Below are 22942 nucleotides of genomic sequence, written 5' to 3'. Positions count from 1 at the left end.
CATGACACGACTTGTGCTATCGCTCACAACTATTCCACCACGGTTTCCAATTGTCGGCGAAAACCTGTCTCATCTACTTGAGCAGACCGCCGAAATTGAAGCCATAAACCTCTACGTTGCGCGAAAATACAAACGGTTTGAATATGAACCGTCAGATCTTCCAGAGATGCCGGAAGGTGTGAACTTGCGGGTTATTGACGAGGATTTGGGACCGGCAACCAAAGTTCTGCCAGCTGCTAAGGAGTACAAAGGCCAAGACGTCCAAATTTTGTTCTGTGACGACGACAAGCTTTACGATGTGAATTGGGCGCAACGATACGTTGACGCGGCAAAACAGCATCCCAATTGCTGTATCTGTGAGGAAGGCGGACATTTGGATGCGCCGCACTATGCCAATGACGGGTGGCAAGGCGCTCAAACCCCTCGAGCTGGGTTTATCAAAAAAAACCTTACGTACCGTTTGAAGCGCGCTGTCAGCTTGGGACAATGGAAACCCTCAAAGGCCAACCGGCCAGGGTATGTGGATGTTCTCGAGGGCTGGGGCGGAGTATTGGTTCGACCGGAGTTTTTTGACGAATCCTGTTATGATATTCCCGACGTTCTCTGGACTGTGGATGATGTTTGGCTGTCCGGATGTCTGGAGCGCAAGGGTATTCCCATTTGGCTGAATACTGAGAAAAAGATTCGCTCATTGGGTCACAAAAATGAGGTGAAAGACGCGGCTCTGCGTAACCTTATTTACAGTGGCCATGATCGGATCGCAGCAAATCGCGCCTGTATTGAGTATTTCAGAGAAACCCACGGTATCTGGGGTGCAAACTCCAAGTAGAAGAACTGCTAACTGTTCTTGTCCAATGGCTTTTTTGATCCGGGAACCATGCCTGCCTTGAGCAGCCAATTGGCGCGTCTAAAGTAGTTTGTGATCTTTAAGCGGTAATAGGGAACCCGTTTGCTCCAATGTGGTTTGCGTACTTGGTCAAATCCGACGCCTGTAATGGTTGAGACACCGCCGTCATCTGGATGGCTGGCAAATGGCTCTAAACCAAGTGCGCGGTAGTCATATTTATCAAAACGGTTCATTTCATGATCCAACGGGCGAGTTTGTGGCCAGATTTGCTCGCAGAACTTTTGAGCGGCATGTCTATTCAGCAGATACGCCGCATTGCCCGTGAAGGGACCAATGTATGCATTTAGTGTGTATTTTCCCAACAAACCTTGAGGTACTGGGAGTTTGGCACGAATGGCGTTGAACCGTAGCAAATCCCAATGTCGGTGCGCGGCAAGTCCGGTTTCAAGAGCCTGACGAAAATCATCGTGGAACACAACGTCATCTTCAAAGATCAGCGCAAACTCCTTGTCGGACGCCAAAAACAGATCCCAAACCGCCTTATGACTCGCATAAACTCCAACGTGTCCAGGAATTATCGGTTGCCCCGTGTTTTTGAGATAGGCCTGTTCATTTACGTTTGAAGCAAGCTCGACGGCACGCTCTTTTCCATTAATTGCTTCAAACACTTGCGCGGTTAGTCCCATTGTTGCCAACTGAGACTGCATATTTGCAAGCCGCTCGGAATCCTTCGGCAGATTGATCAGCCAGATTCCCAGGTTATCGGGGGGCTTGCTCAAGAAAGATCTTCCCACTTCAGTTGTGTGTTGCGTGTTACCGCGCGGGTGAGAGTCCTGCCGACAACTTTGTCAAAGTCATAGCCCGGAATTTCACCGGACCCTGGACGGCGGGCCCAGATGTCTTGCTCGCCAATGACGTGACCCGCTGGCAGATCCTTGTCGGCGACTACAGACGCGCGGGCAAAGGCATAAACCGACTCTTCCGCCTCGGTGCGTTGTTTTGGGTTGTTGGCCGCAATCCAGATCTCGCGAGAACGCTCAATGATATGGCGCAGCTCGGATGGGTCCATCGAGTTGATGATATCCGGACCTTGGCGATAACGTGTATCGGTGTAGTGCCGCTCCAGAATACAAGCCCCCAGCGCTACAGACGCCAACGCCATGTCCGGTCCAATCGAGTGGTCGGAGAAGCCTACAATTGCGTTGGGAAACGCCTCTTTCAAATCAGTGACGCCTCGCAGGGAAACAATCTCAGGCGGCGACGGATAAAGGTTGGTGCATTCCAAAAGCGCGTATTCAATGCCAGCTTCTTCGAGGATCGCCACAGAGCGGCGCATGGTGTCGATGGTCTGCATTCCTGTGGACATGATCACAGGTTTTCCAAAGGACGCGATGTGGCGGATCAGCGGCAAGTTGTCCGCCTCTCCAGAGCCAATCTTGAACGCAGGCACACCTGCATCAGCAAGAAAGTCCGCAGCGCGCCGGGAAAACGGCGTGGAGATGAAAATCATTCCCAGCTCTTCGGTGTAGCGCTTCAACTCCAGCTCGTCTTCGGCGGACAGCGCACATTGCTCCATCACTTCCCAGATCGACACATCGGCATTGGGCGGAAAAATCCCTTTGGCCTCATCCGTCATTTCGTCGTCAACAAAATGGGTCTGGTGCTTGACCATTTCGCAGCCAGACAGCGCCGCGAGGCGTACCATCTCTTTGGCAACTGATAGGTCGCCGCCGTGGTTGATGCCAATTTCGGCGATCACAAGGGGAGGGTGGTTGGGGCCAATTTCGCGGTTGCCAATGCGCATGACTCGTCCTTTTTGTCGGTCGCCTGTTATCGCATGACAGCTATCCTTTCCTGTTCAGGCTGTAAAGTTGCGCACGCAAGGATGTACTGCAGGATCAGGCCGCAGATTTGACCAAGTTGCAGCCTGCAGTTTTGGCGACGTAAAGCGCATCATCTGCTTCCTGCATCGCCGCTTTGCAGTCGCTATCCGGCCCCAAATGACCGATGCCGATGCTGACGGTGACGGGGATTTTGCTGATTGACGTCCGAATTGGGGTACGTGCCACAGTGGCGCGCATACGCTCGGCCACATGCAGCGCGTCTTTTGGCGTGGTGTCTGGTAGCAGCACAATAAATTCCTCACACCCAAAACGCGCCACAAGGTCGTCTCGGCGCGTGTTGTTGATCAAGCGATGTGCTGTTTCTCGCAGCACAATGTCCCCGACATAATGTCCATGGGAGTCATTGATGTCACGAAACTGGTCGATGTCGATCAGCAGAATGGTGGATGATGTTTCGCTGTCAAGGCTTCGTAATTTATCGAAAAAATATTGACGCGTTACAGTCGAGGTCAATGCATCATGGTCCACCGCGTGTTGCAATTTTTGCGACATTCGATGCAATCTCATCATCATCCGCCCGGACAGAAGAGTTACAAAAGGCGTTACAATTGCAGGAACAGTCACGGCGACGACGGCATTGCGCAGGCTTGGAGTGAGGCCAAGTGCCGTGAACGACAGCACTAAGCTCAGCACAACGGCTACCACAGTCCACCCGAAGGCAAAAAAGGCAAGATGGGCGCGGGTGCGGATCATCACAGACTCACGGAAACAGGAAGGTCCTCTCCGGCTTACCTGCCCAGGGCTAAAAATCCTTTAAGAAGAAGGTGAGTAAGAGCGTCCCAGAACCAAGTCCGCGCGCAATCCGCCAAGCCGTTCACTTTGCCCCAATCGAAGGATTCCGCCATGGGCCCGAGCCACATCTGCGGCGATAGACAAGCCAAGCCCAACGCCCATGCCTTTGTTTTGATTGCGCCCCGGTTCCAACCGCGCAAAAGGCTTGAGCGCCTCCACGCGTTGATCTGGTGAAATGCCAGGTCCGTCGTCTTCAATGCGCACACGTAAATAGCGATCGGTAATCTGAACGGACACTTCGGCGCGATTGGCGTAACGCACCGCATTTCCAATCAGATTTTCGATTGCCCGCCGAACGGCCACGGGACGTAATGACACCATGCCGTGGCCATCAAGCTCGTGGATGGTCACATCGTCCCCTGATCGGGTAAAGTCCTGAACCACATTTTCTACAAATCCAACCGCATCCACCTGTTCGCTGTCGTCTTCATAAGCGCCACGGGCAAAGCTCAAGAAGGCATCAAGCATGCGCTGCATATCTTCAATGTCGCGCTCCAAAGGTTCGCGATCCTCGTCGTCCAGCAGCGAAACTCCCAACTTAAAACGGGTCAAGGGGGTGCGCAGGTCGTGGCTGACACCTGATAGGAGTAAAGTGCGCTGCTCAATTTGCCGCTCGATGCGCGCGCGCATGTCCAGAAAGGCGCTGCCAGCTGCGCGCACTTCCACTGCGCCACCTGGCGAATACGGCACACTTTGTCCACGTCCAAAAGCTTCGGAAGCCGCGGCCAAGCGCTTGATCGGTCGCAGCTGGTTGCGCAAATAGAGATAGGCGACAAACGTCAGGAGTGCGCCGAAAAAAACCATATTCACAAAGAGTTGGTGGGAATTTGAAGCGGAAACACGTCGTCGATCGAACCGGACAACAAGGTTGCCTTCGGGGCGTTGCAAATGCAGGTCGACCTGGCCTTTTTCTGCCAGTTCTACTGCTGTCACTCCGGGTAAGAACCTGCGAAACTCGCGAGAAATGATGAACGCGGAAAAATCGTACCAAACGCGTGTGTCTTTGGTTCGGACCTCGTCACTATAGTCGATGTCCATATCAAGCACATTCAACACAACGGGCAAGGCCTCTGGCACCTCGTCCTGGTTGTCGATGCCTTCCAGCACCAACAGCACTTCACGGGTCACCGCATGGGTCATTTGTTCGGTGACGCCTTCAAAATGCCGGGTGATCAAGCCAAAAGACACAACCAGTTGCAGCAGCACAACCGGCACCACAAGGATCAGCGCAGCACGGCCATAAAGGCTGCGTGGCATATAGCGTTTGAGCCACTTAAAAAACATGCGTACACCTTGCCGTAAGACCACTCTCAGAGAGGAAGACCATGGACGCGCAGATGTTGGCTTTCAACCCCGAACCGGGCGTTGCCGTTGAGCTTGAGCCAAAGGTGCGGCGCATTTTGGCACCCAATCCTTCGCCAATGACTTTTCGCGGCACCAATACCTATTTGGTGGGGACGGCTGATCTGGCGGTGATTGATCCCGGCCCGGACAGCGCGCCACATTTGGAGGCGATCTTGGCGGCCATCAAACCGGGGCAGTCGATCACGCATATCTGTGTCACACATGCCCATCTCGATCATTCGCCGCTGGCCGCGGCGCTGTCAGCCAAAACGGGCGCGCCGATTCTGGCCTTTGGTGGGCCGGACGCAGGACGCAGTGCAGTCATGCAGAAACTGGCCGAGACCGGATTGGCAGGAGGCGGGGAGGGCGTGGATGCCAACTTTGCACCAGACATTTTGGTGGCTGACGGTGATCTCATCGAAGGTACGGATTGGGCTCTTGAGGTGATTCACACGCCAGGTCATTTTGGCAACCATATTGCTTTTGGTTTTTGGGATATGTGTTTTGTGGGCGATCATGTGATGGGCTGGGCCAGCTCGCTGGTTTCGCCCCCCGATGGCGATCTGACGGATTTCATGCAGTCTTGTGAGAAACTGCGCGCGCGGCCTTGGCGCGTGTTTCATGCCGGACATGGTGCCCCCATTGAGAACCCAACAAAGCGGGTGGATTGGCTGATGGCACACCGCAAGTCTCGCGAGGTCGAGATTCTGTCGACGCTCAAGCGCGGCCCGGCAACTGCCGAAGTCCTTGCTGCTTTGATTTACAAGGATACGCCAGCGGCACTGCTGCCGGCTGCAACGCGTAACGTCTTTGCGCACCTCGTTGATTTGCAAGGAAAAAGCCAAGTTTCACCAGCTGGAGATCTACGCGCAGAGGCGGTATTCGAACTTCTGTAGAATTTTTTTGCGGAAATTCAAAAAACTTTGAAAAAGCCACTGGACGTCCCCGGAAACCAAAGTTATACCCCGCCACATCCTCAGAGACACACTCTGAAAGATACAAAATGTTCCGGCGTAGCTCAGCGGTAGAGCAGTTGACTGTTAATCAATTGGTCGTAGGTTCGATCCCTACCGCCGGAGCCATAAAAAGCCTCTAACCTTAACGGGTTGGAGGCTTTTTTGCTTTGTGACTATCGGTCAACCTCGTGTTGTTTCTTTCGGGTGGATCAATGTTGGGTTTAAGAGCATTGTGCTGCTTAATGGAGTGTTGTGATCTCTCGCAACGTATCGCCGAAAATTTGAAAATACTTTTCCGGCTTTGATACTGGCGGGCACGACCTTGAAAAGGCTTGATTTTCACATGCAACAGAGGGTCTATTCTATAGGACAATCACCCCGATCGTCGCTATTTAGAGAACCGATATGGCCTTTTACAAAGAACCATTTTTCCACTTTGCTGTTTTGGGAGCTGCCATTTTTGTTTGGTTTTCCGTGCAACAGACTGAACAAATAGACGCCCCTGAAGCGGATGAAATTGTTGTGTCCGAGCAGGTGTTTTCCGCTCTTGCTTCTCGGTTTCACGCGCAGATGCAACGTGGCCCGAGCTCTGATGAGGCGCAGGCATTGATGGATCAGTATGTGCGCAGCGAAGTTTTGGTGCGCGAGGCCCGCGCTCTGGGCCTGGACAATGGTGATGGCGTGGTGCGCAATCGATTGGTGCAAAAAATGGCGTTTCTCATGACCTCGGCAGCGCAATCCGCAGTTCCTGAGGATGCGGTGTTGGAGCAGCACTTGCGGGACCACAGCTCCAAATTTCAAACACCGGCTTTGGTGAGTTTTGAGCAAATTGGTGTGCCAGCAGACTTGCTGGACGTCGCCGCGCTTCTGGACTCTCTGAATGCAGACGAGACGCAGCCACAGGATACGGTGTCGTCTATGTTACAACCTGTGCTGAGCAACGCAGGCATCAATCAGGTGGATGGCAGTTTTGGCCGTGGTGTCTTTGCACAGTTGGAACAAGCACCAATTGGCAAGTGGTCCGGGCCGATACAGTCTGGCTTCGGGCTGCATGTGGTTTTGGTGCATGACTATATTCCCGCTCATACACCGGCCCTAAAAGACGTGCGAGATATTGTGTTGGCCGACTGGCGCAGTGCACTTGCCAATGATCTGCGGGCGGCGCAGGAAGCCACGCTTCTGGAGGCGTACAAAGTGTCTCGACCCAATGCGGATACATTGCAAAGCTGGATCGGCCAATGAATTGGCTCCGCTACCTTCTGTTTTGTGTCAGCCTCCTAGTATTTTCCCAGCAAGGCGATGCGCATGAACTTGACCCCGGATATCTGGATATTCGGGAGACGGAGGCAGGTTCCTTTGCGGTGTTTTGGCGCAAGCCGGATGTGCGCAACATGCCGATGGACATCGATGTGCAGCTGCCGCCCTCATGCACCCCGAATACCGGGCCGGACCCCGCGTCTGACGGTGCTGCCTGGCAATCTCAGTGGACCGCGTTGTGCCCGACGGGGATGCAGGGGGCGGTGTTGCGCATCGTCGGTTTGGATCGGCAGAACACGGATGTTCTAGTCCGGTTTCAACCCTTGGAAGGAGCACCTTCCACATCCCGTTTAACCGCAACCCAAACGCAATTCACAATTCCAAAATCTCAGAGTCACCTGCAAGTTGGCTGGACCTACGCGGTGCTTGGGTTCGAACACATATTGGAAGGCTGGGATCACCTTCTGTTTGTCTTTGCGCTGGTTTTGCTGATCCGAAGCAAAGGCCGATTGGTCGGGGCGATCACGGCGTTCACGGTGGCCCACAGTTTAACATTGGCACTTGCGGCTTTGGGGCATGTGTCCATTCCCGGCCCGCCTGTAGAGGCGATCATTGCGCTCTCGGTGGTGTTTTTGGCGATTGAAATCCTAAAGCGGGACGATGTCCACCTGCGCTTGTCAGAGCGTGCACCTTGGGTGGTGGCCTTTTGTTTTGGTCTGCTCCACGGATTGGGATTTGCCGGCGCCTTGCAGGATATCGGCCTGCCAGAATCTGACATTGCGCTGGCATTGTTGACCTTTAATCTGGGTGTGGAGGCGGGCCAATTGGTATTTGTCGCTGTGATTTTGTCTCTCAGTTTTGGTCTAAAGCTGCTTTTGAGGGCCCTGAACCTTCTATCTTACCAATTGGTCAGCCGCGCCAATGTGGTTGCGGGGTACGCGATTGGCGGCGTCGCGACTTTTTGGCTTGTGGAACGGATTTATGGCTTTTGATCGCGTGGGCAATATACGAGCAATCTCAATTGGTCGGCTGGCGCTGTTTGGGATGTGTTTCGCCACTGCAGCCTTGCCTTGTGCCTTTCATGGGTACGAGCCCAAACCCACCATTGTCGAGCGCCTTATGCGAGCGGACACCGTGGTTCTGGCGCGGCCGTCCGAGTCCACGCCCTTCGCGTTCAGTATCACCGGTCAATTACGTGGTGAGACATCTGCTGGCTCGCTGCCTTTTCTTGTGGACAGCACAACGCGCCGATTGATGCGCCTGAAACCACACGCGACTGTTTTGTTTACACGGGATCCAGAAACGGAGGTGTGGCATCGTCTGGTTACGGTTGATGCGGCGTTTGAACCTTTATTGCAAAGAATTTGGGAGGCATTGTCGTCTTGGCAAAACGATCCTGTAGCACGCGCGACCTTCTTTGGGGAGCTGCTGCATCACCCACACAGGCGCGCACGGGAGCTTGCGCTAAGGGAATTGGACCTGGCGGATTACGCCACCTTGCAAGCGCTGGACTTGCAGGTTGAGGCCGACACATTGCGCGCTCAGCTTGATATCCCGAGCCAGATGGATTTGCGTGCAATCCGGATTCTTCTCTTGGGCTTTTCCCAGCCGACGACGGAGTTAAGCGGGTTTTTAAAAGCAAAGGTCACGCAAGGCATTGCCCATGAGAATGACATGCTCGGTGCATATGCGTTGAGCTTGGTCGAGCTTGACGGCGAGCGCGGCTTGCGTTGGCTGGCAGAGACCCATTTGTCCGGTTCCAACCACACTTATAACACCCACAGCGCCCTAGTGCAGGCATTGGCTATGCATTTTCGGGCCGGAGACGCAGATCTCCGCAAGGCAATTGAAGACGTTCTGACCGCACGTGTTCTGTTTGATCCGGAGTTGGCTTATGTCGTGTCCCTGCAGTTTTCCGCCATCGCCGCAAATGCCGGTCTGGACGTGCCTGAGAGCGACCTTGACGAAGATCCCTCGTTGGAAGCCCTCAAAGCGATAGAAGTCAGTAGATTGATACCATTAAAGAAATAAGTGGCGGAGAGACAGGGATTCGAACCCTGGGTCCCCGTGAAGGGACAACGGTTTTCGAGACCGCCCCGTTCGACCACTCCGGCACCTCTCCGTCCGATAGACCGTGGTCTGTGTGAGGGCGTCGTTTAATCGGGATTGTGATGTGGCGCAAGTGGGATTTGTATTGTTTTGTGCAACAAATGATTTAGCTTGGCGACATGCAAAAGACTTCTGCCCGCGCGGCCCCGTTTGATCCTCTCAAAAATCAGTTGCTCTTGTTGGGATTGTCAGCCTTGACCAGCCTGTTTGTGCTGGTCTCGATGGCGCAAGCCGCAGATCGGGACAATGTGCAAGCGTTTTTGAAAGTCACTGGTTTTGACGTGGCGATTGACTCAATTGCTTTGTCCGCAACGTCCGCACCGGACTTGCTGGGCATGAATCAAGGTGATTTTGGCGCGCAATGGACTGCCGTTGCAGAAGATGTGTTTGACACTGAAATGATGCAGGGCAGGGCACTCGATATATTGGAGGCCACTCTCGACGATGGCTTGTTGGCTCACGCGGCGGCGTTCTATGCCTCCGATCTCGGCCAACGCCTGGTGGAGGTCGAAAATGTCAGCCATATGGCGGATGACGAGGAAAAGGACTTAGTTGGAAACGCCATGTTGGCAGAGCTACAAGCCAAAGACGATCCGCGTATCGATCTCTTTCGCCGCATGAGTGTTGCGATTGACCCAAATGACATTGGCCCGCAGGCAATGACCGAAATTCAGGTCCGTTTCATCCTGGCGGCGTCTTATGCTGGGGTGATTGACCTGCGCACCGACGAGGACGGGCTGCGCGCACTGTTGAACGAGAACGCGGAGGAGATGGCTGACGCGATCGAGACGGCCTCGCTGGCCAATGCAGCTTATACCTACCGCGACTTCACACTTGAGGAATTGGTCGAATACACCGAAGCTCTGGAGCACCCGGACATGATGACCGTGTATGAGTTGATGAACGCGGTGCATTTTGAGGTTATGTCCAACCGCTTTGAAGCTCTGGCGCTGCGTATGGGCGACATCCAGCCGGTTCAGGACCTGTAGCACTGTCAAAAACGCCTTGACTTGAACAGTTTTCCACAGGATAAGCGCCCATCTGGCGTGAAGTATGCACTTTGCGCCTGATTTTTTGTAACACAGCCCATACCTGGGCGCGCTGTTTGAGGTGGCATCTGCCAAAAACGCCAAAGCCTACGGGCCGCGGGACCAAAGGACGCGATAAGATCGAAGGAATAGGACATGTTCGCAGTCCTGAAGACCGGCGGCAAACAGTATAAAGTACAGGCAGGCGACGTCCTGCGTGTCGAAAAACTGGCTGCAGACGCTGGCGAAAAGATTCAATTCAACGACGTGCTGATGGTTGGCGGTGACACCACCGTTGTTGGAGCGCCTTTCGTTGAAGGTGCCGCTGTACAAGCCGACGTGATCGACCAGATCAAAGGCGAAAAGCTGATCAAATTTGTGAAGCGTCGTCGTAAGCACAGCTCCAAGCGCACCGTGGGCCACCGTCAGAAGCTGACTCTGGTTCGCATCACCGACATTCTGGCCTCCGGCGCAGACAAATCCGGCGTGAAAGCTGCTATCGGTTCGGGTTCCGTATCCGCGCCTGCCGCTGCTGCACCGGCCAAGCCTGCCAAAGCTGCCAAGAAAGCAGAAGCACCTGCCGCAGCCGCAGCTGACGATCTGACCGCCATCACTGGTGTTGGTCCGGCCGCAGCCAAGAAACTGGCAGACGCAGGCATCACCTCATACGCCCAGCTGGCAGCAGTTGACGTAGAGAGCTTTGATGCGGTTAAAGTGAAGCCTGAGTGGGTTGCACAAGCAGCCGATCTGGCGAAGTAAGCGAAGTATAGGAGAGCAACGATATGGCACATAAAAAAGCTGGTGGTAGTTCCCGTAACGGTCGCGACTCCGCGGGTCGTCGTCTAGGCGTGAAAAAATACGGTGGCGAAAACGTCATCCCAGGCAACATCATCCTGCGTCAGCGCGGCACAAAGATGTGGCCGGGCGAAGGCGTTGGCATGGGCAAAGATCACACAATCTTTGCGACTGTTGACGGCAACGTTAAGTTCCACAAAGGCCTCAAAGGCCGCACCTTTATTTCGGTTCTCCCGGTGGCGGAGGCCGCTGAATAAGCCGAACCCGTAAAGGTTATGAAACATACAGGGGCCGGCTGACAAAGCCGGCCCTTTTTCTTTTTCGAGTTTTGAGATTCGACATGAGCGTCGCCGTGATCAGTTTTAGCGTTTTTGCTGCAAGTCAGGTGGGCACACCTGGGCCTGCGAATATGGCGCTATTGGCCACAGGTGCGCGGTTTGGCTTTAGGGCGGCGCTGCCGTTTGTCGCGGGCGTAGCATTGGGCAAGCAGTTGATCATCTGGCCAATTGGCTTTGGCTTGATGGAACTGGCCGAAGCTGTGCCAGAGGTCTTTGTCGCGCTGAAGTGGATCAGCGCGGCCTATATTTGCTGGCTTGCGTGGAAAGTCGCCAATTTACGGCTGGCTCCCGGCAGTGGTGAGAGTGATCATCCGCCCGGTTTTTCTGCCGGTCTTCTGGTGCATCCGCTCAATCCAAAGGCTTGGGCGATGATTGTGGCGGGGTTCACAAATTTTGTCACACCCGCGACACCCGCCTTGCAAGCGACGGCAACCATCGCCATCTGCCTTTTGGCGGCACAGGCGGTTTTTCATCCGATCTGGACCTATGCCGGGGATCGGATCGCCCGCACTGTGGCTGGCAAGCCCGAGGAAATTCATTTGATGCGTACTTTGGCTGCTTTGACAGTGGCCTCAGTGCTTTATGTGGTTCTTTGAGGAGGAGACCGCGATGAAATTGGACACCATCGTCAATCAGCCGGTGATTGAAGCGGAGCGGTTTGTGCTGCGCCCATTGCGTCGTTCAGATCAAGGTCTGATCGAGATGCACACTGCGGATCGGGAGTTGGCGCGTTTGACCGCCTCTATTCCGCACCCGTTGCCGCCTGGCTACATCGAGGCCTTTATCAATCGCGCGCAGTCTGACGGGCGTGTGCAGGACGTCTGGGCCTTTGACGGCAGCGCAGACGGCCAACCTGAGGTCATGGGCTTGATCGGTTTGACCCGCGTGGACGACGGGCAGGTCGAGATTGCTTATTGGATAGGCAAGGCCTTCCGCAACACAGGTCTGGCCTCAGAGGCGGTCCGCGCCATGATCGCGGCCAACCCTCTCAACAGCAGCACCTTTTTTGCCTCGGTGTTTCAGGACAATCCGGCCTCGGCCCGTGTGCTGACCAACTGCGGGTTTCAGTACCTTGGCGACGCCGAAAGTTTCTCTCTCGCGCGTGATGCCACGGTGCCAACCTGGACATATAGTTTGAAACTGGATTGAGCCTCGCCGCGTGGCAAGGTAAGAGCGCAACACGCGTCGCAAAAGGACCAATGATATGAAATTCCTAGACCTTGCCAAAGTCTACATCCGTTCCGGCGGCGGCGGCGGGGGCTGTGTGTCCTTCCGGCGCGAGAAATACATCGAATATGGTGGCCCCGATGGTGGCGACGGCGGCAATGGCGGCTATGTCTGGGCCGAAGCGGTTGAAGGACTGAACACTCTGATCGACTTCCGTTATCAGCAGCACTTCTTTGCCAAATCCGGCCAGCCCGGCATGGGCAATCAGCGGACCGGCAAAACCGGCGATGACATCATCCTGCGTGTGCCTGTGGGGACTGAGATTCTGGACGAGGATCAGGAAACCGTGATTGCGGACCTGACCGAAGTGGGACAGCGTGTGCTGCTCGCAAAAGGTGGCAACGGTGGTTTCGGCAACCTGCACTTCAAGTCTTCGACCAACCAGGCCCCACGTCGCGCCAACCCGGGTCAGCCGGGTGTCGAGCGAACCATCTGGCTGCGTCTCAAGCTGATTGCGGATGTGGGCTTGTTGGGGCTGCCAAACGCGGGCAAATCCACCTTCCTTGCGGCCACGTCCAACGCGCGGCCCAAGATTGCGGATTACCCGTTCACAACCTTGCATCCAAATCTGGGTGTGGTTGGTGTCGATGGCGTTGAATTTGTCGTTGCCGATATTCCTGGCCTGATCGAAGGTGCCAGTGAGGGCAGGGGCCTTGGCGACCTCTTCCTTGGTCACGTCGAGCGCTGCGCTGTGCTGCTGCATCTGGTGGACGGCACGTCGGGCACTTTGTTGGAAGACTACAAAACCATCGTTCAGGAAATCACCAACTACGCGGACATTTTGGCAGACAAGCCCCGTGTGACAGTGTTGAACAAAATTGACAGCTTGGACGCGGAAGAGCGCGAATTCCTTAAAGAAGAACTTGAGTCTGTGGTCGGCGGACAAGTGCTCCTGATGTCCGGTGCCAGCCATGAGGGCACCACGGAGGTGTTGCGGGCATTGCGGGCGCAGATCGATGACGACCGTTTGCGTCAGAAAATCGAAGAGGCCGCAGACTCCGATGAGGAAGAGGCGCCGTGGCGACCCTAAGAGACACAAAAAGGGTTGTGATCAAAATCGGGTCGGCGCTTCTTGTTGACCGGACCTCAGGGTTGTTGAAAGCAGACTGGTTAAAAGCACTGGCGGAAGATGTGGCCATGCTGAAGACCCGCGGCACGGATGTGGTGTTGGTGTCTTCTGGTTCGATTGCCTTGGGCCGCCGCGCATTAGATCTACCCAATGCTGACCTGTCGCTGGATCAATCCCAAGCGGCAGCAGCCGTTGGCCAAATCCGTCTGGCTCGCGCCTATGAAGAAGCGCTTGCGCCGTATCAGATCACCACGGCCCAAGTGCTTGTAACATTAGAAGACAGCTCGAACCGGCGGAGATACCTCAACTCCCGCGCCACTTTGGACCAGCTCCTGACCCTGGGCGTGGTGCCCATTGTGAACGAAAATGACACCGTGGCCACGGACGAAATTCGCTATGGTGACAACGACCGCCTGGCCGCCCAAATTGCGCTGACCACTGGTGCGGACAGTTTGGTCCTGCTGTCGGATGTGGACGGGTTTTATTCCGACAATCCTATGACCAACCCCAACGCCCATCGCTTTGAGGTGGTCGAAGAGATCACGCCTGAGATCGAAGGCATGGCTGGTGAAGGTGTCTCCGGCTTGTCCAAAGGCGGCATGATCACCAAGCTTATGGCGGCCAAAACCGCCACTGCGGGCGGCTGCAACATGGCCATCACAGAAGGCTCCACCTTGCGGCCAATTCAGGCGCTTGAAGATGGCGCCAACGCAACATGGTTCCTGGCGCAAGACACGCCACAACTTGCCCGCAAGCGCTGGATCACCTCGATGAAACCGCAAGGCGCGCTTGTGGTGGACGCCGGTGCCGCCACTGCTTTGATGTCCGGTAAAAGCCTCTTGCCCGCAGGTGTCACCACTGTGAATGGGGACTTCAGCCGCGGTGACCCGATTGAAATCCGCGACGGCACCGGCCATCGCTTGGGCCAGGGCTTGGCGGCATATTCTTCTCACGAGGCCGACAAAATCAAAGGCCGCCACAGCCGCGACATCGAAGATGTGCTCGGATACCCGGGCCGCGCCGCTCTCATCCACCGGGATGATCTGGCGCTTTAGACTTCATTTGACCCTAAATATCCTCGCCGAAGGCGACATTTATCACTCCCTAGCAAAGGACTGAACCGATGAAAGACATCGCAGACATCCCCGCCCTGATGGCCCAGATTGGCGACAACGCCAAAGCGGCAAGCGCGGAGCTGGCCTTTGCCCCGCCGGAAACCAAACGCGCTGCGCTGGAGGCGGCTGCCGAAGCCGTTTGGTCTCGCCGTGCCGAGATCATTGAAGCCAATAAAAAAGACCTCGCATTTGGCCGCGACAAAGGCCTGTCGGACGCGATGATGGACCGCCTGATGCTGGACGAAGACCGCATTCAAGGAATTGTCACCGGCCTGCGCGCGGTTGCCGACCAGGATGATCCAGTTGGCGAAGTTCTTACCGAATGGGACATGCCTTCAGGGATCAACATCCGGCGTGTGCGCACGCCTTTGGGGGTCGTTGGCGTTATCTATGAAAGCCGTCCCAATGTGACCGCAGACGCCGGTGCGCTTTGCTTGAAATCCGGAAACGCGGTTATCCTGCGCGGAGGCTCAGAGAGTTTTCACAGTTCCGGCGCGATCCACGCTTGCCTGGTCGACGGTCTCAAATCTGTGGGTCTGCCGGAGGCTGCCATCCAGCTTGTACCCACCCGCGACCGCGCGGCGGTACAGGAATTGCTGACGATGATTGACACCGTGGACGTGATTGTGCCGCGCGGCGGCAAAGGGCTTGTTGGGCTTGTGCAACGTGAAGCCCGTGTGCCGGTTTTCGCGCATCTGGAAGGCATTGTGCACATCTATATCGACAAGGATGCAGACCCACAGAAAACCCTCGACGTGGTGCTCAACGCTAAAACCCGCCGCACCGGAATTTGTGGCGCGGCGGAGTGTCTTTTGATTCATCAGGATATCGTCGACGGCCTGGGCACGGAGGTTCTCACTCTTCTGGCGCAGGCTGGTGTGATGCTGCACACCGATGCTGTGCTTCCGGTTATTGAAGGTCGCACGACCGCGGCCACGGAAGAGGATTGGGGCAAAGAATACCTCGACATGGATATCGCAGCCAAAGTGGTCGCGGATGTGGACTCGGCCATCGCGCACATTCGCCAATATGGCTCCAATCACACGGACTGCATTTTAACCGAAGATGACGCCACAGCCGCGCGCTTCTTTGAGCGGCTCGACAGCGCCATTTTGATGCGCAATGCCTCCACCCAGTTTGCGGACGGTGGTGAATTTGGCATGGGCGCGGAGATCGGCATTGCCACCGGTAAAATGCACGCTCGTGGACCCGTAGGAGCCGCGCAGTTGACCAGCTTCAAGTATCTGGTCGAAGGCGACGGCACAACGCGCGCCTAAGCCAGGCTTTCCGATTAAAAAGGGCGCCTCATTGGGCGCCCTTTTTGTTTAGAATGTCACTTCCACGCTGACATCGGTGATCTGCACCGCCAAGGTCCGATCCAGCAACGCAGCGCCTTGAGGCAATAGGCCAAATTGCACTTTTGCTGGCACAAGGTCAGCCGGGATTTCACCTTTGGCAACAGGGTCCCAAAGTTCAGTATCTGCGCGCAATTTTTCGCTTTCTGCCAGCAACAGCCATTTGTCGCTGTCTTTGGTCACAGTTACGGTGCCGCCAAAAGGCATCGAAGTGTCAAAACACATCATTGCCAGAAACGCGAGACGCAGCTCTGAACGGGACACCGCGCCTTCGACTTCCCAATAGGTCGTCACACGAGAGCTGGGAGCAAGCCCTTGTATAATGGATTGAATTTCAGCCTCACCAACCATCTGCGCATCACTTGGCTGGCCGAAGGCCACGCGAAACAGGCGGATGCGTGCGTTGGCATTGTTCACACTGTCAGAGATCATCTCCATTTCGGGGCCCTTGGCATCGCCGGTCAGCCCGATCAATTCCAACCCGTTGCCAATGGCGCCAACCGGGCTGATCAAATCGTGGCAGATCCGCGACCCTACCAATGCTGCGAAATCCGTATTATGTGACATGCAACTTTCCTTTACTGCATGAGCGCCTGATGAGCGATCCAAATTCTGACCTTAACGCCTTCCTCGAACCAGGTATGTTGGTAACCCACCCCGCGCAACCCGATTGGGGGCTTGGGCAGGTGCAATCCAACATCCACGGAAAAATAACCGTGAATTTTCGAGAGGCCGGCAAGGTTGTGATCGATGGATCACGTGTTTTGTTGATGCCTGCCACAGAGACGTAATTAGGTTAACAAATAGTGCACGAGTGTCGGAAATCGTCAACAGATCAGTTGCTTGGCAATTGGTTGATTTTCGCCGATTAGCCACCTAAAACGCCTGCAAACAAAGAGGTCCTCGGTTTCGCATGAGCGCGCATAGCCCGAAATTTAAGGTTAAGCTTGCTGCAAATGCAGAAGAGCTTCAGGCGGCCCAACGCCTAAGGTATCGTGTGTTTGTCGAAGAATTGGGCGGTTCCGGGCCACTGGTGGATCACGAAGCGCGGCTGGAAATCGATCAGTTCGATCCACATTTCGACCATCTCCTTTTGATCGATTCCGCTTTGGACGTTCCCGCCATGGATAAGGTTGTGGGTGTCTACCGCGTGCTGCGTGATGATGCGGCGGCAAAAATCGGCCGGTTTTATTCAGAAGATGAGTACGACCTAACAGTGTTGAAGAAGTCCGGTCGCAAGCTTTTGGAACTGGGCCGGTCATGTCTGCACGAAGACTATCGCGGCGGTGCTGCGATGTTTCATCTTTGGAATGCCCTCGCCACCTATGTGGCGGAACATGAGATTGAAATCCTGTTCGGTGTTGCAAGTTTCCATGGCACTGATGTGAACGCTCTGGGCCAGTCTTTATCGCTCTTGCACAATCGCCATCTTGCTCCGGCAGACATTCGTCCTTCCGCGCAACCCGGCGTGTTTCAAACCATGGATCTGATCCCTGAGGATCAAATTGATCGCCGCGCCGCCATGTTGGCGGTGCCGCCGTTGATCAAAGCCTATTTGCGGTTGGGTGGTTTTGTGGGCGCGGGCGCCTATCTTGACCATGCCTTTAACACCACCGACGTCTGTCTGATCCTCGACACCGGTCGCATGAATGACAAAAACCGGGCGCTCTATACCAAGGAGCGCAATCTGTGAGCGTTTGGGAAAGTGAAGAAGGCTATCCTGAGCCTGTAAAGTTGGGCTTTGGCGGCGTCTTGCGCTTGATTTTGCGCGGCCTTCCATTGGCTATATTGGTGTTTGGGTGTCTTCTACTGTTGCTTTTCATCCGCCTGCTCGAAAAACCACTGTTTGGGCTGCGCCGCCCTTGGACGCCTTACATCACGCAATTTGTTTGCCGAAATGCCTTCCGACTGATGGGCATTCATTTTGCAGTGCAAGGTACGCCTATTCAGGACCGGGGGGCCGTAGTCGCGAACCACTCCTCTTGGCTGGACATCTTTTCGCTGAATGCGGCGCAGCAGGTTTACTTTGTCTCCAAAGCTGAGGTGGCCAAGTGGCCAGGTATCGGGTGGCTTGCAAAAGCCACGGGCACTGTGTTCATTCGCCGCGACCGACGAGATGCCCGTGCACAAAAGCAGGTCTTCGAAGACCGCCTTCTGGCAGGTCACCAATTGCTGTTCTTCCCGGAAGGCACCAGCAGCGATAGTTTGCGGGTTTTGCCATTTAAAACAACGCTCTTTGAGGCGTTCTTTGATCCGCGCCTTAAGGACTTTATGTTGATCCAACCGGTTACCGTGCACTATCAGGCGCCCAAAGGCGAAGAGGCACGGTTTTATGGTTGGTGGGGCGATATGGACTTTGCACCGCATCTTCTGTCCACTCTGGCTGCACCGCGCCAAGGGCGCATTGATGTGATTTACCATCCGCCATTGAAAGTGGCCGATTTTACAAATCGCAAGGCACTGGCCAGGACGGCGGAAGATCAAATCCGCACAACGTTGAAAGAACGCTTTGAATAAATGGTGCTGCCCAGCATTTTATGGGCAATACCCCCTTGCGCACGGCCAAATCCTGCGGTAAACGCGCGCCATTCAAACCCGCAGGCGGGGTTTGGGTCGGGCAGGGGAGACATCCCTGTCAATCCGCCGGTTGGAGCATCCGCTCTCACTTCTCCCCGCCAAGGCGTAAACCGGAAAAGGAAATACAACATGGCTCTTCCTGAGTTCTCCATGCGTCAGCTGCTTGAAGCTGGTGTTCACTTTGGTCACCAAACACAGCGCTGGAACCCACGCATGGGCCCGTTCATCTACGGCTCCCGCAACGGTATCCACATCATGGACCTGACCCAGACTGTTCCAATGCTGGACGCAGCTCTGAACGCTGTTCGTGACACCGTTGCAAAAGGTGGCCGCGTTCTTTTCGTTGGCACCAAGCGTCAGGCCGCAGCGCCGATCGCAGACGCCGCTGAGAAATCCGCACAGTACTACATGAACCACCGCTGGCTCGGCGGCACGTTGACCAACTGGAAAACCGTGTCCCAGTCCATCAACCGTCTGAAAGAGATTGATGAAAAGCTGGCAACCGGTGCCGAAGGCCTGACCAAGAAAGAGCGTCTGGGCATCGAGCGCGACCAGGAGAAGCTGCAAGCCTCTCTCGGCGGTATCCGCGACATGGGTGGCGTTCCTGACCTGCTGTTCGTCATCGACGTGAAAAAAGAAGCTCTGGCCATCGCCGAAGCCAACAAGCTGGGTATCCCAGTTGTGGCGATCGTTGACACCAACTGCTCCCCAGATGGCGTTGACTACATCATCCCAGGCAACGACGACGCATCCCGCGCGATCTCCCTGTACTGTGATCTGGCCTCCCGCGCTGCGCTGGACGGCATGACCGCACAGCTGGGCGCCGCTGGCGTAGATCTGGGCGAATTCGAAGCACCGGTTGAAGAAGCCGTTGCTGAAGAAGCTGCCGCAGACGCCTAAGCGTTACACATTTGACATGGGGGCAGGGTAAACCCGCCCCCGACATTCCCAATTCTGACGAGGAGAGCCAAAGATGGCGATCACAGCAGCAATGGTTAAAGAACTGCGCGAGATGACCGGCGCAGGCATGATGGACGCGAAAAAAGCGTTGACCGAAACCAACGGCGATCAGGAAGCAGCAATCGATTGGCTGCGCACCAAAGGTCTGGCGAAAGCGGCAAAGAAATCTGGCCGTACCGCAGCCGAAGGTCTGGTGGCCGTAAAAGTTGAAGGTGGCAAAGGTGTTGCCGTTGAGGTGAACTCCGAAACCGACTTTGTTGGCAAAAACGCTGACTTCCAGGCGATGGTATCTTCCATTGCTGGTGCCGCGGTGAACGTTTCTGACGTAGACGCGCTGAAAGCTGCGGATCTGGGCGGCAAGTCCGTTGAAGAAACCGTGACTGAAGCCGTTGCCACCATCGGTGAAAACATGTCCGTACGTCGCATGGCGTCCGTTGAAGGTGACGTTGTGACCTCCTACGTGCACAACCCAGCAACCGACGGCATGGGCAAAATCGGTGTTCTCGTGGCGCTGAAAGGCGGCGACGAAGCATTTGGCAAGCAGGTTGCCATGCACATCGCAGCGGCTAACCCACAGGCTCTGGGCGAAGATGACCTGGACCCAGCGGTTGTTGAAAAAGAGAAAAACGTTCAGATCGAAATCGCACGTGAATCCGGCAAGCCGGAGCAGGTGATCGAGAAGATGATCGTTGGTCGCATGAAGAAATTCATGGCCGAAGTCACCTTGCTGGGCCAGAACTTCGTGATCAACCCAGACCTGACCGTAGCCGCGGCTGCCAAAGAAGCTGGTGCCGAAATCGTTGGCTACGTCCGCATGGAAGTGGGCGAAGGCATCGAGAAGAAAGAAGAAGACTTCGCAGCAGAAGTGGCCAAAGCCGCTCAGGGTTAAGCCCACCTGCACAAGTTCTTAAGAAGGTCGCTCCAGTTTGGGGCGGCCTTTTTTGTTGCGCTTGGGTAGGGGGTCACTAGGCAGTCGCAAAAAGTTAGGGACGCGACAGGACGATCATATAATCTCTTTTTTCAACCAACTAGGCGATTGATAATGCAAAAGAAAACGGCGTCATCAGGAGATGACGCCGTTCCTTTTCTCCGGTCTCCAAAACATGGGGATGGGGAGACCACCGAAAATGTCAGATCCCGGCCGAAATAAACCGATCACCGACACCGGGTTGATTACCGGTCGACCTTGAGAGCTTCGATATTGCGAAGGTCACAGTCGATATGTTCCAAAGGCCAAAGCCACCACTCACGGAACGATGTCATTTTGACATTCTGACACTTAACCAACAAGTCAGGATTACCATACTAGTGACGCTATTATGCGTCAGTTGTGCGCTTCGAGCAAGTAAATTTGCTTGAGGAAGGACGCCTTGAGCAGCGCTTGCGCCGTTGTCTCAACATCCATCGCGTCCCGTGCCAGACGCAAATGTTTTTCAACTGTGGCTGGGGTTCGGCCAATCAGTAGCGCAATATCCTGGATGGTTTTTCCGTCTCCGACCCATTCCAAGACCTCTCTCTGGCGTCTGGTCAGCTCCCGCTCAGGGTTTTTGTAGGGCAGGGACTGGATCTTCAAATGTGCAACATTGTTGATCAATGTAAGTTCGCGTCCCCGTTTTTCCCAAAGCGCATCAAGGGCTTCCTGTGTCACGCCTGTCCGAGCACCTAACGAGATTGCACCCTTGGTGCGCGAGGACACTGTGGGGAAGCTGACCGTGTAGCCGGCCTCCAATCCATAGTCTTGGTTGAACTCAAAAACCTCACGCTGCTTTTCTGTCAGCTGGTCCGCATCATAAGCTTCCCGCGCCAATCGCCAGCTTTGAGCTCCAGTATTTTCCAAAGTCCACTTCATCATAGGGCCGTTGAAATAGAGACCGCCGCCAATAAACTGATCTAGGTACGCGCGCTCGTAGGTCGACAGAATGAAGAAATCCGCCACATCGCCAAGAGACATGCCACTGCGGTAGTTTGTGTATCCGTAAATGATCTTATCAAAGCCAAAGGTTTCGAGCTTGGCACAGTGCAATTCCCAAAGCGCCTCAAGACTTGTTTGGTTCATCACTTCTTCGATGTAGTCGATCGTGTCGTTCATTTTGACCTTCTTATACACATAACACAGAGCTGCTCAGCAAGCGGAGACAGATCTAGAACAATACTCGTTTTGGGGTTTCCTAACGCACAGCTCATCCCCATGAACTTGACCAAGAGGTTAGCTTAAACACGTGTGAGATGTCTATAGTCGTAAGCGTTGTCTTTATCCGGTAGGAATTTGGCAAACACACCTGATTTGAAGGGTCCAAATAGTCTAAATTACTATGTTTTTTGGAATTTTAAGCGGACGTTCAGAGTGGCTTCCTGTATCTCGTCCTGGCTGTTCTGTATGCGACTAAAGTCGATGATCAGACAATAAAAAGCAACATAATACATATTATGCGTCTTATTGATATCCGCATTGAGGCGTGCAAAAGGTAAATCGCACGCCCAAAGTTTTGAACGGGTTACATGACCACCGTCGTGCAAATAGAGCTGCTTTCTTAAGGGGTTGCACAGCAACTTTCACATAAGGAACAATCACCCCAGCGCATAGCCTGCGCCGCGCACTGTCCGCAATGGATCTTCGCCACCATGCACACACAATGCTTTGCGCAAACGCCCAATGTGAACATCAACGGTTCGGCTATCGACGTAGATGTCCCGACCCCACACCCGATCCAGCAGTTGCTCCCGGCTCCAAACACGGCCTGGCTTCTCCATGAAGGTCGCCAGCAAACGGAACTCTGTTGGGCCCAACCGCAACGCCTCTTCGTTGCGGGTCACGCGATGGGTTTCAGCGTCGAGGATAATGTCCTCATATGAGAGAGTTTGCCCAACGGAGGATGGCCGCACACGACGCAGTTGGTTTCGTACCCGTGCCATCAGCTCCATCACGGAATATGGCTTGACCACATAATCGTCCGCGCCGGTTTCCAGGCCACGCACACGGTCCACTTCCTCGGACCTTGCCGATAACATGATTACCGGAATGCTGCGGGTTTCAGTTCGGGTTTTTAGGCGTCGACAGATCTCGATGCCGGATGTTCCGGGTAGCATCCAGTCCAGCACAATGATGTCCGGTTGGACCTCCTGAATCATCATCAGAGCGGTGTCGCCGTCTGCGGCGGATTCCACATCAAAGCCTTCGGCCTGTAAATTGTAGCTGAGAACCTCGCGCTGTGCAGGTTCGTCTTCAACGACGAGAACGGTGGGATGATCTTTTGCCATCGTCTTTATCC

Annotated in this window: 25 protein-coding genes and 2 tRNA genes; 19 read left to right on the top strand and 8 right to left on the bottom strand. The window is 54.9% G+C overall.

The annotated features are described in order from the left end of the window. The first annotated feature begins 1 nt into the window (after nt 1). On the top strand, nt 2-829 hold the full coding sequence (locus JXR15_RS11830; protein ID WP_422053419.1) for a glycosyltransferase family 2 protein: 828 nt from the start codon (nt 2-4) through the stop codon (nt 827-829). A gap of 8 nt (nt 830-837) precedes the next feature. On the opposite strand, the gene JXR15_RS11825 is transcribed toward JXR15_RS11830, so the two are convergent. The 4 genes from JXR15_RS11825 to JXR15_RS11810 form a co-directional block, all read right to left on the bottom strand. Continuing rightward, on the bottom strand, nt 838-1626 hold the full coding sequence (locus tag JXR15_RS11825; RefSeq protein WP_422053418.1) for a glycosyltransferase family 25 protein: 789 nt from the start codon (nt 1624-1626) through the stop codon (nt 838-840). Then, nucleotides 1623-2651, bottom strand: coding sequence for an N-acetylneuraminate synthase family protein (locus JXR15_RS11820; protein WP_422053417.1), 1029 nt, complete (start codon nt 2649-2651; stop codon nt 1623-1625). Before JXR15_RS11820 ends, JXR15_RS11825 begins: the two co-directional genes overlap by 4 nt. A 94-nt stretch (nt 2652-2745) precedes the next feature. Next, on the bottom strand, nt 2746-3444 hold the full coding sequence (locus JXR15_RS11815) for a GGDEF domain-containing protein (RefSeq protein WP_422053416.1): 699 nt from the start codon (nt 3442-3444) through the stop codon (nt 2746-2748). Nucleotides 3445-3504: 60 nt separating this feature from the next. Then, nucleotides 3505-4827: an ATP-binding protein gene (locus JXR15_RS11810; RefSeq protein WP_422053415.1), complete on the bottom strand. Its 1323-nt coding sequence runs from the start codon at nt 4825-4827 to the stop codon at nt 3505-3507. Between the two features lie 41 nt (nt 4828-4868). Here JXR15_RS11810 and JXR15_RS11805 point away from each other — a divergent pair, with 41 nt between their 5' ends. The 5 genes from JXR15_RS11805 to JXR15_RS11785 all read left to right on the top strand — a co-directional run bounded on the left by JXR15_RS11805 (nt 4869) and on the right by JXR15_RS11785 (nt 9131). Continuing rightward, nucleotides 4869-5783 (top strand): MBL fold metallo-hydrolase, encoded by a 915-nt coding sequence (locus JXR15_RS11805; protein ID WP_422053414.1) that lies wholly within the window; start codon nt 4869-4871, stop codon nt 5781-5783. Between the two features lie 111 nt (nt 5784-5894). Continuing rightward, nucleotides 5895-5969, top strand: a tRNA-Asn gene (locus JXR15_RS11800). 279 nt (nt 5970-6248) lie between these two features. After that, the gene (locus JXR15_RS11795; RefSeq protein ID WP_422053413.1) at nt 6249-7085 is read left to right on the top strand and encodes a peptidyl-prolyl cis-trans isomerase; all 837 of its coding nucleotides are present in this window, start codon (nt 6249-6251) and stop codon (nt 7083-7085) included. Continuing rightward, nucleotides 7082-8092: a HupE/UreJ family protein gene (locus JXR15_RS11790; protein ID WP_422053412.1), complete on the top strand. Its 1011-nt coding sequence runs from the start codon at nt 7082-7084 to the stop codon at nt 8090-8092. Before JXR15_RS11795 ends, JXR15_RS11790 begins: the two co-directional genes overlap by 4 nt. After that, nucleotides 8082-9131 carry a hypothetical protein gene (locus tag JXR15_RS11785; protein ID WP_422053411.1) on the top strand — a complete coding sequence of 350 codons (1050 nt, stop codon included), beginning with the start codon at nt 8082-8084 and terminating at the stop codon, nt 9129-9131. Before JXR15_RS11790 ends, JXR15_RS11785 begins: the two co-directional genes overlap by 11 nt. A 1-nt stretch (nt 9132) precedes the next feature. On the opposite strand, the gene JXR15_RS11780 is transcribed toward JXR15_RS11785, so the two are convergent. Further along, a tRNA-Ser gene (locus tag JXR15_RS11780) sits at nt 9133-9222 on the bottom strand. 106 nt (nt 9223-9328) lie between these two features. Here JXR15_RS11780 and JXR15_RS11775 point away from each other — a divergent pair. From JXR15_RS11775 to JXR15_RS11740, 8 genes are all read left to right on the top strand, one after another. Then, the gene (locus JXR15_RS11775) at nt 9329-10198 is read left to right on the top strand and encodes a DUF2059 domain-containing protein (RefSeq protein WP_422053410.1); all 870 of its coding nucleotides are present in this window, start codon (nt 9329-9331) and stop codon (nt 10196-10198) included. Nucleotides 10199-10393: 195 nt separating this feature from the next. Beyond that, nucleotides 10394-10996 (top strand): 50S ribosomal protein L21, encoded by a 603-nt coding sequence (locus JXR15_RS11770; protein WP_422053409.1) that lies wholly within the window; start codon nt 10394-10396, stop codon nt 10994-10996. Between the two features lie 23 nt (nt 10997-11019). Next, complete coding sequence (rpmA, locus tag JXR15_RS11765) at nt 11020-11289, top strand: 50S ribosomal protein L27 (protein WP_108890078.1); 270 nt, start codon at nt 11020-11022, stop codon at nt 11287-11289. An 83-nt stretch (nt 11290-11372) separates the two neighbouring features. After that, nucleotides 11373-11966 carry a LysE family translocator gene (locus JXR15_RS11760; protein WP_422053408.1) on the top strand — a complete coding sequence of 198 codons (594 nt, stop codon included), beginning with the start codon at nt 11373-11375 and terminating at the stop codon, nt 11964-11966. A gap of 13 nt (nt 11967-11979) precedes the next feature. Beyond that, a complete protein-coding gene (locus JXR15_RS11755) occupies nt 11980-12519 on the top strand; it encodes a GNAT family N-acetyltransferase (RefSeq protein WP_422053407.1) in 540 nt (179 codons plus the stop codon). Nucleotides 12520-12574: 55 nt separating this feature from the next. Beyond that, the gene (gene obgE / locus JXR15_RS11750) at nt 12575-13627 is read left to right on the top strand and encodes a GTPase ObgE (RefSeq protein ID WP_422053406.1); all 1053 of its coding nucleotides are present in this window, start codon (nt 12575-12577) and stop codon (nt 13625-13627) included. Further along, nucleotides 13615-14721 carry a glutamate 5-kinase gene (proB, locus tag JXR15_RS11745; protein WP_422053405.1) on the top strand — a complete coding sequence of 369 codons (1107 nt, stop codon included), beginning with the start codon at nt 13615-13617 and terminating at the stop codon, nt 14719-14721. Before obgE ends, proB begins: the two co-directional genes overlap by 13 nt. Nucleotides 14722-14789: 68 nt before the next feature. Continuing rightward, nucleotides 14790-16058, top strand: coding sequence for a glutamate-5-semialdehyde dehydrogenase (locus tag JXR15_RS11740; RefSeq protein WP_422053404.1), 1269 nt, complete (start codon nt 14790-14792; stop codon nt 16056-16058). Between the two features lie 48 nt (nt 16059-16106). Here JXR15_RS11740 and JXR15_RS11735 read toward each other — a convergent pair whose 3' ends face one another. Then, on the bottom strand, nt 16107-16703 hold the full coding sequence (locus JXR15_RS11735) for a histidine phosphotransferase family protein (protein WP_422053403.1): 597 nt from the start codon (nt 16701-16703) through the stop codon (nt 16107-16109). Nucleotides 16704-16732: 29 nt separating this feature from the next. On the opposite strand from JXR15_RS11735, the gene JXR15_RS11730 reads away from it, so the two are divergent. From JXR15_RS11730 to tsf, 5 genes are all read left to right on the top strand, one after another. Then, nucleotides 16733-16927, top strand: coding sequence for a DUF3553 domain-containing protein (locus JXR15_RS11730; RefSeq protein WP_299420629.1), 195 nt, complete (start codon nt 16733-16735; stop codon nt 16925-16927). A 122-nt stretch (nt 16928-17049) separates the two neighbouring features. Further along, nucleotides 17050-17829: a GNAT family N-acetyltransferase gene (locus JXR15_RS11725; protein ID WP_422053402.1), complete on the top strand. Its 780-nt coding sequence runs from the start codon at nt 17050-17052 to the stop codon at nt 17827-17829. Continuing rightward, entirely contained in the window at nt 17826-18653 is an 828-nt protein-coding gene (locus tag JXR15_RS11720) for a lysophospholipid acyltransferase family protein (RefSeq protein WP_422053401.1), read from the top strand. The genes JXR15_RS11725 and JXR15_RS11720 overlap by 4 nt, the downstream gene beginning before the upstream one ends. A gap of 189 nt (nt 18654-18842) precedes the next feature. Next, complete coding sequence (gene rpsB, locus JXR15_RS11715; protein WP_299420619.1) at nt 18843-19613, top strand: 30S ribosomal protein S2; 771 nt, start codon at nt 18843-18845, stop codon at nt 19611-19613. 73 nt (nt 19614-19686) lie between these two features. Continuing rightward, a complete protein-coding gene (gene tsf, locus JXR15_RS11710) occupies nt 19687-20562 on the top strand; it encodes a translation elongation factor Ts (protein ID WP_299420616.1) in 876 nt (291 codons plus the stop codon). Between the two features lie 435 nt (nt 20563-20997). On the opposite strand, the gene JXR15_RS11705 is transcribed toward tsf, so the two are convergent. Next, nucleotides 20998-21762, bottom strand: coding sequence for a LuxR family transcriptional regulator (locus tag JXR15_RS11705; RefSeq protein WP_422053400.1), 765 nt, complete (start codon nt 21760-21762; stop codon nt 20998-21000). 479 nt (nt 21763-22241) lie between these two features. Beyond that, nucleotides 22242-22931, bottom strand: a complete 690-nt coding sequence (gene phoB, locus JXR15_RS11700; RefSeq protein ID WP_422053399.1) for a phosphate regulon transcriptional regulator PhoB — start codon at nt 22929-22931, stop codon at nt 22242-22244. Nucleotides 22932-22942: the final 11 nt, after the last annotated feature.

The organism is Shimia sp., from assembly GCF_049116215.1.
Taxonomy (GTDB): domain Bacteria; phylum Pseudomonadota; class Alphaproteobacteria; order Rhodobacterales; family Rhodobacteraceae; genus Shimia.
Note: the sequence above shows the minus strand (reverse complement) of the source record. Positions and strands in the feature narration are given on the sequence as shown.

Bases quoted from the DNA above. Each gene is read 5' to 3' on its own strand.
- JXR15_RS11830 (WP_422053419.1), top strand. From the start codon at position 2: ATGACACGACTTGTGCTATCGCTCACAACTATTCCACCACGGTTTCCA.
- JXR15_RS11820 (WP_422053417.1), bottom strand. From the start codon at position 2,651: ATGCGCATTGGCAACCGCGAAATTGGCCCCAACCACCCTCCCCTTGTG.
- JXR15_RS11815 (WP_422053416.1), bottom strand. From the start codon at position 3,444: ATGATCCGCACCCGCGCCCATCTTGCCTTTTTTGCCTTCGGGTGGACT.
- JXR15_RS11810 (WP_422053415.1), bottom strand. From the start codon at position 4,827: ATGTTTTTTAAGTGGCTCAAACGCTATATGCCACGCAGCCTTTATGGC.
- JXR15_RS11805 (WP_422053414.1), top strand. From the start codon at position 4,869: ATGGACGCGCAGATGTTGGCTTTCAACCCCGAACCGGGCGTTGCCGTT.
- JXR15_RS11795 (WP_422053413.1), top strand. From the start codon at position 6,249: ATGGCCTTTTACAAAGAACCATTTTTCCACTTTGCTGTTTTGGGAGCT.
- JXR15_RS11790 (WP_422053412.1), top strand. From the start codon at position 7,082: ATGAATTGGCTCCGCTACCTTCTGTTTTGTGTCAGCCTCCTAGTATTT.
- JXR15_RS11785 (WP_422053411.1), top strand. From the start codon at position 8,082: ATGGCTTTTGATCGCGTGGGCAATATACGAGCAATCTCAATTGGTCGG.
- JXR15_RS11775 (WP_422053410.1), top strand. From the start codon at position 9,329: ATGCAAAAGACTTCTGCCCGCGCGGCCCCGTTTGATCCTCTCAAAAAT.
- JXR15_RS11770 (WP_422053409.1), top strand. From the start codon at position 10,394: ATGTTCGCAGTCCTGAAGACCGGCGGCAAACAGTATAAAGTACAGGCA.
- rpmA (WP_108890078.1), top strand. From the start codon at position 11,020: ATGGCACATAAAAAAGCTGGTGGTAGTTCCCGTAACGGTCGCGACTCC.
- JXR15_RS11760 (WP_422053408.1), top strand. From the start codon at position 11,373: ATGAGCGTCGCCGTGATCAGTTTTAGCGTTTTTGCTGCAAGTCAGGTG.
- JXR15_RS11755 (WP_422053407.1), top strand. From the start codon at position 11,980: ATGAAATTGGACACCATCGTCAATCAGCCGGTGATTGAAGCGGAGCGG.
- obgE (WP_422053406.1), top strand. From the start codon at position 12,575: ATGAAATTCCTAGACCTTGCCAAAGTCTACATCCGTTCCGGCGGCGGC.
- JXR15_RS11740 (WP_422053404.1), top strand. From the start codon at position 14,790: ATGAAAGACATCGCAGACATCCCCGCCCTGATGGCCCAGATTGGCGAC.
- JXR15_RS11735 (WP_422053403.1), bottom strand. From the start codon at position 16,703: ATGTCACATAATACGGATTTCGCAGCATTGGTAGGGTCGCGGATCTGC.
- JXR15_RS11730 (WP_299420629.1), top strand. From the start codon at position 16,733: ATGAGCGATCCAAATTCTGACCTTAACGCCTTCCTCGAACCAGGTATG.
- JXR15_RS11725 (WP_422053402.1), top strand. From the start codon at position 17,050: ATGAGCGCGCATAGCCCGAAATTTAAGGTTAAGCTTGCTGCAAATGCA.
- rpsB (WP_299420619.1), top strand. From the start codon at position 18,843: ATGGCTCTTCCTGAGTTCTCCATGCGTCAGCTGCTTGAAGCTGGTGTT.
- tsf (WP_299420616.1), top strand. From the start codon at position 19,687: ATGGCGATCACAGCAGCAATGGTTAAAGAACTGCGCGAGATGACCGGC.
- JXR15_RS11705 (WP_422053400.1), bottom strand. From the start codon at position 21,762: ATGAACGACACGATCGACTACATCGAAGAAGTGATGAACCAAACAAGT.
- phoB (WP_422053399.1), bottom strand. From the start codon at position 22,931: ATGGCAAAAGATCATCCCACCGTTCTCGTCGTTGAAGACGAACCTGCA.